The 11,879-nt window shown below is 72.1% G+C and carries 13 protein-coding genes; 5 read left to right on the top strand and 8 right to left on the bottom strand.

Going from position 1 to position 11,879, the window contains the following annotated elements:
* The gene (locus AB0E96_RS00195) at positions 1 to 1,386 is read right to left on the bottom strand and encodes a transcriptional regulator (RefSeq protein WP_359816733.1); all 1,386 of its coding nucleotides are present in this window, start codon (positions 1,384 to 1,386) and stop codon (positions 1 to 3) included.
* Positions 1,387 to 1,628: 242 nt separating this feature from the next.
* On the opposite strand from AB0E96_RS00195, the gene AB0E96_RS00190 reads away from it, so the two are divergent.
* From AB0E96_RS00190 to AB0E96_RS00170, 5 genes are all read left to right on the top strand, one after another.
* The gene (locus tag AB0E96_RS00190; protein ID WP_359816731.1) at positions 1,629 to 1,751 is read left to right on the top strand and encodes a hypothetical protein; all 123 of its coding nucleotides are present in this window, start codon (positions 1,629 to 1,631) and stop codon (positions 1,749 to 1,751) included.
* 116 nt (positions 1,752 to 1,867) lie between these two features.
* Positions 1,868 to 3,580, top strand: a complete 1,713-nt coding sequence (locus AB0E96_RS00185; protein WP_359816729.1) for an asparagine synthase-related protein — start codon at positions 1,868 to 1,870, stop codon at positions 3,578 to 3,580.
* Positions 3,574 to 3,882, top strand: coding sequence for a PqqD family protein (locus AB0E96_RS00180; RefSeq protein ID WP_359816727.1), 309 nt, complete (start codon positions 3,574 to 3,576; stop codon positions 3,880 to 3,882). Before AB0E96_RS00185 ends, AB0E96_RS00180 begins: the two co-directional genes overlap by 7 nt.
* A 5-nt stretch (positions 3,883 to 3,887) precedes the next feature.
* Positions 3,888 to 4,313 (top strand): lasso peptide biosynthesis B2 protein, encoded by a 426-nt coding sequence (locus AB0E96_RS00175; RefSeq protein WP_359816725.1) that lies wholly within the window; start codon positions 3,888 to 3,890, stop codon positions 4,311 to 4,313.
* A gap of 96 nt (positions 4,314 to 4,409) precedes the next feature.
* Positions 4,410 to 6,278 (top strand): ATP-binding cassette domain-containing protein, encoded by a 1,869-nt coding sequence (locus AB0E96_RS00170; protein WP_359816723.1) that lies wholly within the window; start codon positions 4,410 to 4,412, stop codon positions 6,276 to 6,278.
* Between the two features lie 126 nt (positions 6,279 to 6,404).
* On the opposite strand, the gene AB0E96_RS00165 is transcribed toward AB0E96_RS00170, so the two are convergent.
* The 7 genes from AB0E96_RS00165 to AB0E96_RS00135 form a co-directional block, all read right to left on the bottom strand.
* Positions 6,405 to 7,928, bottom strand: a complete 1,524-nt coding sequence (locus AB0E96_RS00165) for a serine/threonine-protein kinase (protein WP_359816882.1) — start codon at positions 7,926 to 7,928, stop codon at positions 6,405 to 6,407.
* Positions 7,929 to 8,177: 249 nt separating this feature from the next.
* Positions 8,178 to 8,978: a hypothetical protein gene (locus AB0E96_RS00160; protein ID WP_359816722.1), complete on the bottom strand. Its 801-nt coding sequence runs from the start codon at positions 8,976 to 8,978 to the stop codon at positions 8,178 to 8,180.
* Positions 8,975 to 9,301, bottom strand: a complete 327-nt coding sequence (locus AB0E96_RS00155; RefSeq protein WP_359816720.1) for a hypothetical protein — start codon at positions 9,299 to 9,301, stop codon at positions 8,975 to 8,977. The genes AB0E96_RS00160 and AB0E96_RS00155 overlap by 4 nt, the downstream gene beginning before the upstream one ends.
* Positions 9,302 to 9,382: 81 nt before the next feature.
* Positions 9,383 to 9,610 carry a hypothetical protein gene (locus AB0E96_RS00150; RefSeq protein WP_359816718.1) on the bottom strand — a complete coding sequence of 76 codons (228 nt, stop codon included), beginning with the start codon at positions 9,608 to 9,610 and terminating at the stop codon, positions 9,383 to 9,385.
* Positions 9,610 to 10,659, bottom strand: coding sequence for a major capsid protein (locus AB0E96_RS00145; RefSeq protein WP_359816716.1), 1,050 nt, complete (start codon positions 10,657 to 10,659; stop codon positions 9,610 to 9,612). Before AB0E96_RS00145 ends, AB0E96_RS00150 begins: the two co-directional genes overlap by 1 nt.
* A gap of 13 nt (positions 10,660 to 10,672) precedes the next feature.
* A complete protein-coding gene (locus AB0E96_RS00140; RefSeq protein WP_359816715.1) occupies positions 10,673 to 11,095 on the bottom strand; it encodes a head decoration protein in 423 nt (140 codons plus the stop codon).
* A 133-nt stretch (positions 11,096 to 11,228) separates the two neighbouring features.
* Complete coding sequence (locus AB0E96_RS00135; protein WP_359816713.1) at positions 11,229 to 11,852, bottom strand: hypothetical protein; 624 nt, start codon at positions 11,850 to 11,852, stop codon at positions 11,229 to 11,231.
* Positions 11,853 to 11,879 lie beyond the last annotated feature (27 nt).

The following is an 11,879-nucleotide window of genomic DNA, read 5'->3' as shown; positions in this document are numbered from 1 at the left end:
TCAGGTGGCAGTGACCGCACGGATTCGATCGCGGGCCGAGCGGGCCGAGCTGGACCCCGGTACGGCGGCGAGTTCTTCGTCGAGCTCCTGGAGGCGATCGGTGATGCGGGTGGAGTTGACCTGTCCGAACAGCTGCAGGGCGGCTGCGGTGGCCTTGTCCGCGCCATCGAGTTCTCGGGCACGGGTGTAGGCGCGCGCCAGAGCAACCTGGTCGAAGGCGCGGCTGCGGGTTCGCTCGGCGGGGCGCAGTGCGGTGCCGGCCTGGATCTCGGTAATCGCCCGTTGGGCTCGGGCGGGATCGTGTTCGGCGGCGATCAGCTCGCATACTCCCTTGGTGACGTCGTACTCGGCACGGTCAAACCACTGCACCCAGGTGGGGATTTCGGCGTCGGCTTCGAGGGCGTGGTCGGCGACCGCGATGGATCGTTCGACGGCGGGCAGGTCGCCAAGGGTGGCCTGGCAGCGGGCTTCCAGGGTGGCCAGGACGGCGCGCAGCCGGTCGGCGGGCCGTTTGCGGGTGCCGTACAGGCCGGCCTGCACCAGGTCGAGGGCGTCCGTGGTTCGGCCCAGGTGGTTGGCTTGGCGGGCGAGGCAGTTGAGGAGGTGCCCTGCGATTCCGGCGCCTTGGGGGCCTGCTGCCTTGGCGGCTTGGAGGCCGAGCAGCAGGTAGTGCTGGGCTTCGGCGTGGCGGCCGGTGTCGTGGGTCATCCAGCCTGCGACAGAAGCGAGGTCGGCGACGGCGACGAACAGCTCTTGGCCGACCTTGTCGCTGACGCGTCCCTGCTTGGCGAGTTCGGTGACTTCTCGGAGTTGGCCGACGACGGCTCTTCTGCTGAGGCCGCCGCCGTGCGCGTTGTCGAGCGTGCGGAAGGCGTCGGTGGTGTCCCGGATGCGCCGGACGTCGGACATGCCGAGGCGTCCCGGGCGGGTGGGAGCGGGGAGTTCGGCGTCCGGCAGGTGGAGCCAGGGCTGCACGGCGTCGAGGAGTTCCGGGCCGTGGAGCAGGCGGGCGCGGGTAGGGGTGGTGTCGTCGGTCATGGCGTCGCTCCTGGTGGTGTCGATGATCGCCGCGACGACCGCCGCTCCGGACCAGGACGAGGCGATGCCGACGGACGGTCGGCCCGTCATGCCGATGTCGGCGGGTGCAAGGGATACCGGGGGCTTGCTGAGGCGTCCGAGGGCCGTGGCCAGGTATTCCGGGACGGGCTCGCGCGGTTCCTCGCCCTTGATCCAGCGGGGAACGCGGGAGCGGTCGGGCTGGATGTCGTTACGGCCGTGTTCACGGGCGACCTTGGCGACTTCCCGGACGACTCTCTCGTGGCTCGCCCCGGTGCTGGTGACCCAGTGGGCCAGGGAGTCGTTGGGGCGTCGCCCGGATGCTGGCACCGGAGGCTCCCTCTCTGCTCGGCGGCCGTGCAGTTCAGGGTCATCAGCGTACGCCCCGTGCCGTCAACGACGCGTCTTTGAACGGCTGTTCGCAGCAAAACGCAGCACCTCGCAGCGGGTCATGCGGTGCCGGTCCGCACGGGAGTGCAGCAGTCGCGCGCCTGTCGCCGCAGCGGTCAGGTGCGGTGTCGTGGTGGTCAGCCGGCGAGCGCCGGGCAGTCGACTCACAGAGGGAGATCACGATGGAGCAGACCGTGCTGACCGGCGAGGCCTTCGACCCGCAGTTCGGCGAGCACGAGGCGGACGCGCTGACCAACGGCCGCCAGCGTTCGAACGACTCCGACAAGGACAACTACTTCGAGTAGCCGCCGGTGCCCCGCGCGGCGAGCGCGGGGCAGGCGGTGAGGGCGGGGGTTCGGTGCGGCGGAAGGCCGCGCCGGACCCCCGGTTCGTCAGGGCGGTCGTCGGTGGAGGAGGCGTTGTGATCGGGTGGATCGAGAGTGGTGGACCGGGGCGGCCCGGCCTGGTGTTCGGCGGCGGTGTCGCGGTGTGCGAGGTCGCGGACGACCGGGCACGGCTGGCGGTCGCCGGTGACTGCGGCGCGGACCGGGCGCAGCTGCGTGCCGCGCTGGAGGCGGTCGCGGCGGGGCGCTGGGCGGAGTTGACGGGGTGGGCGGGTTCGTACTGGGTGATGGCCGAGCAGGTGGGCGGTCGCCGGTTCGTGTGCGGGGACCTGGCCGGAGTTCGGGGGCTGTGGCACGGCCGAGACGGGGTGGCCGGGGTGGTGTGGGCGAGCGACCCGGGCCGGCTGGCCGCCCGGATCGGGGCATCGGTGGACCTGGAGTTGCTGGCCGCGCACCTGGCGGTCGGCGGGCAGCACTGGCCGACCCGCAGCCGCTGGGAGGGGGTGCAGCGGGTGCCGGGCGGCTGGGGTCTGGTCCTCGACCGCAGCGGCGCGTATCTGGTCGACGTGCGCGGCGTGGAGCCGCAGGAGGACCTGGTGGCCGGGGCCGCGCGGCTCGGTGAGGAGCTGCGGGTGGCGGTGCAGCGCAGGGTGCGGGCCGCGGGCGGGCCGGTGGGGGCGGACCTGTCCGGGGGGCTGGACTCGTCGTCGGTGGTGCTGCTGGCCGCCGAGGCCGGTCCGGTGCACGCGGTCACCTACACCGATGCCCTCACGAGCGCGGAGGACGCCCACTTCGCGGCCAGGGTGGCGGCCCACAGCGGGGTACGGCACGCGATCGCCCAGGGCGGGGCGGGCGAGCTGCCATTCGACCTGGCCGGTGCGCCGGCCACCGGCGAGCCCGCCGCGGCCGTGGTGAACCTGGGGATGGACCGCTGCTACCTGGAGCCCGTGGCGGGTCTGCCTGTGCACCTGACCGGGCACGGCGGGGACGTGGTGCTGGACTCCTCGGCGGCGTGCTGGGTCGGGCAGGTCCAGCGCCGCCGGTCAGGCGAGGCCCGGCGGGCGGCGCATGAGTTCGCGCGGCTGCGCAACGTCGCGCCGGGCCCGTACTGGCGGTCGATCAAGCAGGCCGCCGCCACTACGCCGTCCCGGGCGGTATCGGTGGCGGCGCGGCAGCTGCGCGCGGGTGGGCTTGCGCCGTCAGCCGTGGGATGGGCGTGGTGTCGGCCGGGCCCGGGCGCCGGGTGGCTGACCGCCCCCGGCCGACACGCCGTCGCCCGGCTGCTGGACGGCGCCTGGGGCGAGCCGCTGTTCGACGGGTTCGCCGACGAGGTGGACCAGTGGTCGGCGCTGTGGGCGGTCGGAGACGACGCCCGGGCCAGCGCCCCGCTGTACGAGGCGATCGGTATACGGCCTGTGCACCCCTTCCTCGACAACCGGGTGGTGCGCGCGGCGTTCGCGATCCCGGCGTACCGCCGTAGGGGCACCTACACGTACAAGCCGGTGCTCGCCGCCGCGCTGGACCTGCCGGACTGGCTGATCGGGCGCCGCTCGAAGGGCTCGTTCACGGCGCAGCGCATCGAGGGCCTGTCCCGTCACCGCCGTGCCTTGGAGGAGTTGGTGGCTGACAGTGCCCTGGTGACGTCCGGGCTGGTCGACCCTGGGCGGGTACGCTCGGCGCTGACCGATGCTGCGGCCGGGCGCACGGCCGAGCCGATCGCGGACCTCCACCACCTGGTCGCCGTGTGCCGGTGGCTGGCCGCTTCGGTTCCGCTGGCGACGGCGTGCTGAGCCCGGCGCCGCACGTGCGGCACGCCACCACCGGGGGCCGCACCGCGATTTTGGATGTGCGGGCCGGGAGCTGGGTGATGCTCAACCCGGCGGCCTCCCGGATCTGGCAGGCAATCGTGCACCGGGGCGGTCTCGAAGGGCTCGCCGACGAGATCGCCGTGCCGATCGGCGCGGACCCTGCCGTCGTCCAGCAGCGGATCACGGCCGCCGTCGCCGGCCTGGTCGAACGCGGCCTGCTCGCCGATCCGGGCACGCCGCCGTCCCGGCGACGGTGCTGGCGCCGGAGCGGAGGCCCGCGATGACGGTGATGACCCCTACCGCTCGGCCCTCCGCCCGGCCGGGTGCCCGGCTCGCGGCCGCCCTGGCGCTGGCCGGCTCGCTGGTGCTGTATCGCCTTCCCCTGCGCCACCGGGTGGCGGCGCTCCGGCCGGTGGGGCGTCTGCGGTACGCGGACCCCGCGGTGCTGGCCGAGCGGCATGACGCGGTCCTCGCGGTGGTGCCCCGGTGGTGGCCCGGGCGGATCGCGTGCACGGAGGTCGCCTTGGCCACCGTGCTAGCCTGCGCGCTGGCCGGGTGCCGGGCCGATCTGGTCTACGGTGCCCGGCACCTGCCTGACGCCGCGCACGCCTGGGCCGAGGTCCCCGGCGGCGCGGCGGGCCGGGACACCGGGGACGCGGTCGACCGTCCGTGGACGGCGGTCGCACGATTCCCCGAGAGGGTGAATCCCATATAGCAGAGTTGACGCCCATGTAGGCTGAACTCGTCTGATTCGCAGGCAGGTTGGGGAATCCGTTTGCGGGTCCGGTGCGCTCGGGGCCCTGATGGGTGCGTGACCGCTCCCGTTCTCCCGCCGGCCCCGGCTGGCCAGGTCCCGCACATGGTGCTGGAGGCCGACCGCCACGACGACGCCGGGCACACCGTCAGCACCACGGGCATCGCCCGCCGCCTCCCGGCCGCCCTGCGCCAGGCGCTGGCCTTGGGCTGGCGCACCGACCGTCCCGCCGTCCTGCTGCTGCTCACCGCCCAGGCGGTGACGGCCGCACTCACCGCCACCGCGCTCGGCGCGACCACCCAACTCCTCGCAGCCCTGTTCACCGCCGGAGACCTGCGCACCGCACTGACGGCCCACCTCTGGCCTCTGGCCTTGCTCGGCGCCGCCGTCGCCGGGCGGTACCTCTCGGAGGCCGCGGCGCGGGCCGCGGCCTTCCGCCTCGCCCCGAGGGTCGTCCGGGAAGCCGACCTCCAGGTGATCGCCGCGGCCACCCGTGTCGAGCTGATCGCCTATGAGGATCCCGACTTCTCGAACGCCTACGAGGCCGCGGCGGATGGCACCGACCGAACCCGCGACCTGATCACCGATGCCCAGCGGCTCACCGCCGCCGGCGCCCGCCTCGCCGCCGGCGCGGCGTTCCTCGCTTACCTGCACCCCTTGCTGCTTCCGCTGCTGCTCGCCGCCGCGCTGCCTGCGGCATGGGGCGCGGTGCGCGCCGCCCGCATCGAGCACGCCGCCCACCACCGCACCCTCGCCGACGCCCGCCTGCGCGGCGTCTTCCGCTCGTACACCACCGACCGGAACACCGCCGACGAGATCCGCGCCAACGCCATGGGCGTCTTCCTCACCGAGCAGTACCGCACGGTGTCCGCCCGTCTGGAAGGCGAGCAGCTCGCCGGGGCCCGCCACGCGCTCCTCGCCCAGGGCACCGGCGACGCCCTGACCGCCGCCGCCACCCTGGCCACCTGGCTCGTCCTGCTCTGGCTCGTCGCCACCGGCCGCACCGACCCTGCCGTCGCGGGCGCCGCCGCCCTCGCCCTGCGCACCGCATCCGCCGCCTGCGCCGGCCTGCTCACCGCCGGAGCCGCACTGTTCCGCACCTGCCTGGCCCTGGACGACTGGACCGGCTTCCTGCGGGTCGCCGCCGCCTGGGCAAACCGCCGGGGCACCGCCCGGTTCACCACCGGCCCGAAGACCATCACCGCAACCAACCTCCGGTTCACCTACCCCGGCACCGACCGTCCCGCCCTCGACAACATCACCCTCACCCTTCACCACGGCGAGATGGTCGCCCTGATCGGCGAGAACGGCTCCGGGAAGACCACCCTCGCCAAGCTCCTGACCGGCCTGTACCTGCCGACTTCGGGCACCGTCGCCTGGAACGGCCAGAATCTCGCCGATGCCGACCCCACGACCGTGTTCAACCAGATCGCCGTCGTCCCGCAGGACTACACCCGCTGGCCGCTGGCCGCACGGGAGAACATCACCCTCGGTAGCAAGAGCACCGACGCGAAGGTCCTCGCCGCAGCCGAGGCCGCCGGTGCCGCCGAGATCATCGAACGGCTCCCCCACGGCCTGGACACCTCGCTCGCCCGCTCCTGGTGGGGCGGCCACACCCTCTCCGGGGGCGGGTGGCAGCGCCTGGCCGTCGCGCGGGCCTTTCACCGCGACGCCCCGGTACTCGTCCTGGACGAACCGACCGCCGCCATGGACGCCCGCGCCGAAAATGCCGTGTTCACCCGGCTGCGCGCCCTCGCGGCGGGCAGGACCACGCTCGTCGTCACCCACCGGCTGGCGAGCGCCCGGATGGCCGACCGGATCATCGTGCTCCAGCACGGCCGCGTCGTGCAGGACGGCTCGTGGGAGGAACTCTCCACGGCGCCAGGGCCGTTCAACGACCTGCTGAAGCTCCAGCTGGACAGGTGACTTCGCGAAGCAGTCAAGCCAAGGGGGCGTGAACGTTCTATCAGTACTGCCTCTCACGCTGAGCCCTGTAACACGGAACTTCTAGCGGAGAGGACGGTTCATCATCACGCTGGCAGGGAACTTCGATCACCGCCACACGGCGCCGTCTTCAGCCCTTCGCTTCTGGAAGGCTCGGCGGATCGAGTTCGCAGCCAGGATGTTGGACAGAAGCAGTAGCCAGCCACCGGGGAGGAGGACGAAGCGATAAGAGTTCGGCGGACCGACGTAGTCCTCCGGCAGCAGGTCGAGGGTCATCGCCACTAGGTACCCGCCGAAGAAGATCACCATGAACGCCCACATCCAGAAGACCAGGGCGGCTGCTACGCGACACCCCCGCAGGACCTCGCTTTCGGGGGACCAGAACGCATACACGGCAACGAGGCCAAGGGCCGCCGCTGTGCCGATGACCCCGATCGTCGGCAGATGCTCTTTGAGGTCGTCGAAGTGATTCTGTTCCCAGAGGTGGCGGATTTCGAACGAGGTGGTCCACTTATGTGGTTGGCCTCCAGGACCCAACCGGGACTCCCTCCACAGCGGAACTGGGATGGCCGCTATCAAAGCTCCGATGGCGAGCCACACCTCCATTCCAAGGGCAGCAGTGGACCGTCGGGGCGCGAGTCCAACCGCCGGCGTCTTCAGCCCTTCGTCTGCAGGCGCGGGCGGCACATAAGCAGGAATCGGCTCGGGTCGGGGCAAGGGTCGAGGCTCGGACCGGGGTTCGGGTTCGACGATCGAGCCGACGGCAGATGGGATGCCCGTGGCTCGGGCAGCGTGCAGCGCATCCGTGCGCTGGCGGATCGACGCGCGTGCGGCGGTGAGGCGCATCCAGGCCCCGGGGCCGGGTGCACCGCGGAGAGCCATCTCGCACCACTCCCGCACCTCGTCCGGCGTAGGTCTCTGGTTGGGCTCCTTCCGCAAGCAGCGAGCGATCAGGTTGCGCAGAGGTGGTGGAACGGCGGACATGTCCGGTTCATGGGCGACGATTCGACGAGCGACGGCCATCTCGCTATCGGCACCGAAGGCTTCGCGGGCCGTGACGAGGTAGTAGAGGATGGAGCCAAGGGCGAACATGTCGGAGGAGGCGCCGACCGGACGGCCCTCAGCCTGCTCCGGTGACATGTAGAGCGGTGTCCCGATCCGAGTGGACTGGCTCCGGTGGGTCACGGTCTCCGCGAGGGACTTGACGATTCCAAAGTCGATGACCTTCGGCCCCGTCTCATCGAACATGATGTTGCCGGGTTTGAGGTCGCGGTGCACTACCTCAACCCGATGGATATCCGTGAGTGCGTTGGCCAAGCCCCAGGCGAGCAGCAGAACTTGGCTGGCCGGAAGCGCGCCGTGGGTGACAACGACTTCCCGAAGCGAAGGCCCGGCGACGTATGCGGTGGCCAGCCAGGGATGTTCGGTTCCGGGTGAAACATCGGCGTCGAGCAGAGGTGCAACGTAGACGCCCTGAACGCGCTGGGCGGCGGCAACCTCTCGTGCGAAACGATGCCTGAACTCCGCGTCCTGGCCGAACCCGTCACGAATGACCTTCACCGCCGCCGCCTGCCCACCTGGAGAAAAGGCAAGGAAGACTTCCCCCATACCTCCCGCGCCAAGTCTGGCCACGACCCGGAAGTCGCCTAAGTTGGCGGGATCCTGAGGCCGTAACGGGCTGAATCGAAAGTCCTCGCCACCCAACTCGATCCTCCCTGATCGGCGTAGCCGAACCCCTCGGGGGGCGCACAGCACGCTTCACGATCCGTTTCCCGTAGGGTACTTCGGAGACCAGGCGCCCCGGCAGGACACGGCATATCATTGTTCGAGAGATGCTGACGGCAAACCGTACCTGACAGATCGACGGGCTCGAAGGCGCTTCTAGGCTTCATCGGGAAGCAGCTGGAACGTACGTGTGCACCGCGGGTGGGAGATGGGCCACTCGGCGGCCTCTTCGACACTGCGCACGGTGCGCGCGGCCTTGTCCGGGTCGGGATGGCTGGTCCATCCGCAGTCGTGACCGTCGAGCACCTGGACGTGCTGGATGCCGTACTCGCGGGCGGCGTTGAGGGTGCCGGCGTTGTAGGCGACGGCGGAACGGGCGAGGACGGCGGCTTCGGCCCAGGCCCGCACTGGCATACGGGTCCCGGTGCGGTAGACGACGTAGTCGAGGCGGTAGACGGCGGCGAGTCGGTCGGCGAGGGCCCGGGCGGCGGCCGCGGCTCCCGCGCGGTTGGTGGCGAGGAGGGGGAGGTCGTGGCGGGCTGCGGCCCGGGCGGCCCGGTAGAAGGCGCCCGCCGTCCTGACGCTCTCCTTGGCGCGGTGGAGCAGTTCGCCGTAAGTGTCGGCGATCAGCGCCCGAAGGGCGTCCTGGTGGGTCGGAGTCCAGGCGAAGGTGCGGCCGAGGCTCGCGGCGGCGTCCCGGGCGGCCTGCTCGTAGAGCCGGGGAACATCATGGTGCGCGTAGTCGCGGATCACGCCGTCCACCGCGTGGTGGAACCTGCGGACCGCGTCGGCGAATTCGGCGAGCACGGCGGCCAAGTGGGCGGTGCGCCGACCTAGGGCGAGCGTGGCGAGGACGGCGGCCTGGGCGACGGCCAGGTGCTCCCAGGCGGCCGCGAGTTCGGCGGGAACGCCGCCCTCGTGCTCGGGGTCGCCGGCGTTCAGGGCGGCGTGGTTCACCGGGTGCGGCGCGGGGGCACGAGGGTGGCGGTGTCGAGGTGCGCAGCGTCGTCGCCTCCGGGCGCGGCCTCGTCCGGGCCCAGGATGGTCTGGAGCTGGGCGAGTTGGCGTTCGATGCCGCCGAGGTTCGCGGTGCGGTCGACGGTGACCACGCCGTCGACGACGAGGCGTAGCGGGTCGGCGAGCAAAGCTGCGCGGCGTTCGGCCAGGACTTCGGCGGCGACAGCGCGGGCGGCGCCGAGGCGGTTGTACCGGTTGGTGAGGTCGTCGGTGTTGGTGGTGCCGAGCTGGGCGTGCAGCCAGGCGAGGACGGCGGGGTCCACGGTGGGGGTCCGATCGTCGGGTGCGGCGGGACCGGCACCCCGGGTGCGTGGTGGGGGTGCCGGTCCGGTCGGGGGCGGTCGCTAGTCGGTGCGGGCCTTGCGGGTCCGCGGGGTTCTGGCCGGCGGCTGGGTGCCGTCGGCCTCTCGGCCCGCGTGTTCGCTGTCCGGCTGGTCGGCGGGCTGCCAGGCGTCCGGGTTGGTGATGAGCTCGGCCAGCTCCCGAGGCGGGATCTCGCCGGGCAGCAGGACGAGGTGATCGCCGGTGCCGGGGTGTTGGAGGTGGACCGCGTAGGCGAGCCGGCTCGGCATCACAGGACCTTGGCCACGATGTGGCAGTCCGGGGTGTGCAGGACCGGCATCGCGACGGCTGCGCCCTTGGTCCAGATCTGCACCGGGTCGTCCTGCACGCCGCGGGTGAGGATGATGCCCGGGGCGTCCTCCTTCACGATCTCGGGGTTGGTGCCGCGGGCCAGCACGAGGGCTTCGGCCGTGACGCCGTAGAGGGTCTGGCCCCACTTCGCGCGGTCCGGGGGCAGCATGATCCACCGGTCGTCGGGCAGCACCTTGGTTGCGGTGCCGTCGACGTTGACCTGCGCCTTGTAGAGGGTGACCGGCGGCAGGCCGTAGTCGCCGCGCACCGCGTTGACCTCGGACACCGTAAGGGTTCGTGTCGGGGTGTTGGAGGGGTTGACGCTGCGGTAGTACGCGGCCCGGTAGGCGTTGTTGCGGGCGAGCGCGTTGAACGCGCGCTTGGAGGTGAGGACCATCTCCGGCTCGGGTGCGCCGAGGTCGTCCAGGTAGGACATCCAGCCCAGCTCGTCGGCGAGCGGGTCCGACGTCGGGTCGCTCCACGGCTTCGGTGCGACCGGCATGTTGCCGGCGGGCACGCCGAAGTCGATCTCGATGGTGAGACCGGCCTCGTTGTCGAGGGTGAACTTGCCGTCGGTGAGCACGTCGCCGGCCGCGAGTTCGAGACGGGAGCGGATCGCTTCGATATGCCGCTCGGCATCGTCGAACAGCAGCTCCAGAAGTCGGTCCTGGTCGGCTCCGTGCGCCTGCTCCAGGAGGATCTGCTGCTGTTCACCCACGATCAGCTTCTGGCCCAGGGCGGGGAGCAGCCCTTCGCGCGTGGTCTCCCACGCGGCGCGGTCCGCGAACGCCACCGACGAGTCGTAGGCGCGGTACTTCGCGGTGTTGACCCGGCGACCGTTCTGCTTGATCCGCCACTTCACCTCTGGGGTGACGAGGGTCGGGAAGACCGTGCTGGTCAGCAGGAAGTCGGCCGGGGAAGGGATGGCGCGGGCGAACGTGGTGAGGTCCGCCGCGGACACGCCCTTGACGAGGTCCTGAATCGTCATCGCTCAGGCCCCCTTACACGAACCGGATCAGCGCGCCGCCCGCAGGCGAGTACGTGATCTTGGTGGGGTCGATGCCGCCGGGGATCTTGGCGGCCCGGGCGACGCCGTGCCACAGCAGGGCGCACGGGATCTTCGGCTGGCCCGGGGCGAACAGGGCCTCGTCGAAGACCAGGCCGGCGAGGACCTGGCGGCCGTCGGTGGCGGCCGGGTCATAGGGGCCGTACAGGCCGGAGGCGGTGATCTTGCCGAGGGGCAGGCCGGACAGCAGGCGGCTGTAGGGCTGGGTGGAGTCGGTGGAGGCGACGTAGTGGGTGGTGGCGACGAGCTTGGACGCGTCGATGGTGACGGTCTCGGTCTGGTCGGTGCCGTGGGTGGACGCGAGCCAGGGTCGTCCGGCGGTGTACGTCACCGAGGTGGTGATCGGCTGGGTGGTCAAGGGGTGTGATCGCCTTCGTGGAGCTGGCGGTCACGCACTCACCGGCTGGTGGTGCCGTCCACGGTGGGGGGTGGGGCGTGGTCCCCTGGTCCCGGTTCTCTGCCGGGTCAGACGATCAAGGGCGACCGGGTCGTCAGGCCGTGAGGTAGCCGCGGCGCTTGGCCATGTCCAGGCCGAAGGAGGCAACGGCGGGGGCCTGTCCGCGCGGCGGCGGCCCGCCGGCGGGCGAACCGCTCGGCGCGGGCGGCGGGGCGGACGGTGCGGCAGGCCCGAACAGCTCCGGGCGGCGGTCCGCCAGCAGCTTCGCGGCGTCAGCCACGGCCTGCTCGTCGGCGTCGGCGGCAACGTCGAGGAGCCGGATGGCGTCGTCGAGGTTCTGGCCGCTCGCGCCGAGGCGGCTGAGGCAGGCGTGCCGTACGGCCTGGTTCAGGCGGTCGAGGGCCTGCTGCTCGCGCTGGACGGCGGCCTGTTCGCGCTGCGCGGCGGCCTGCTCGCGGCGCTCGACCTCGCTGAGGGCGGCCCGCTCGGCAGTGCGCTGCGCCTCAACCCAGGCCTGAAGGGAGGCTGCGTCGGTGAAGCCGAGGTCGGCGACGAGCCGCTTCACGCCGGCGCGGGAGCCCTGGTCCTTCTCCCGGCTCAGGAGCCGCGACAGGGTGTCCTGGGTGATGAGGGCGCTGCCCGGGTCGGTGCTGGCCGGGGGCTGCGGGGCGGCCGGGTCTCCGGCGGGCGGGTTCGCCTGGGGCAGGGGGGCAGTCATCGGATTCCTCCGGCACAGCGCCCCCGC

This window comes from Kitasatospora sp. NPDC036755, assembly GCF_040636595.1.
Classification (GTDB): Bacteria; Actinomycetota; Actinomycetes; order Streptomycetales; family Streptomycetaceae; genus Kitasatospora.
This window is presented reverse-complemented; position numbering and strand designations above follow the sequence as displayed.

Excerpts from the sequence above, each read along its gene's own strand:
- AB0E96_RS00190 (WP_359816731.1), top strand. The coding sequence starts at position 1,629 with ATGGAGCAGACCGTGCTGACCGGCGAGGCCTTCGACCCGCAGTTCGGC.
- AB0E96_RS00175 (WP_359816725.1), top strand. The coding sequence starts at position 3,888 with ATGACCCCTACCGCTCGGCCCTCCGCCCGGCCGGGTGCCCGGCTCGCG.
- AB0E96_RS00150 (WP_359816718.1), bottom strand. The coding sequence starts at position 9,610 with ATGCCGAGCCGGCTCGCCTACGCGGTCCACCTCCAACACCCCGGCACC.
- AB0E96_RS00145 (WP_359816716.1), bottom strand. The coding sequence starts at position 10,659 with ATGACGATTCAGGACCTCGTCAAGGGCGTGTCCGCGGCGGACCTCACC.
- AB0E96_RS00135 (WP_359816713.1), bottom strand. The coding sequence starts at position 11,852 with ATGACTGCCCCCCTGCCCCAGGCGAACCCGCCCGCCGGAGACCCGGCC.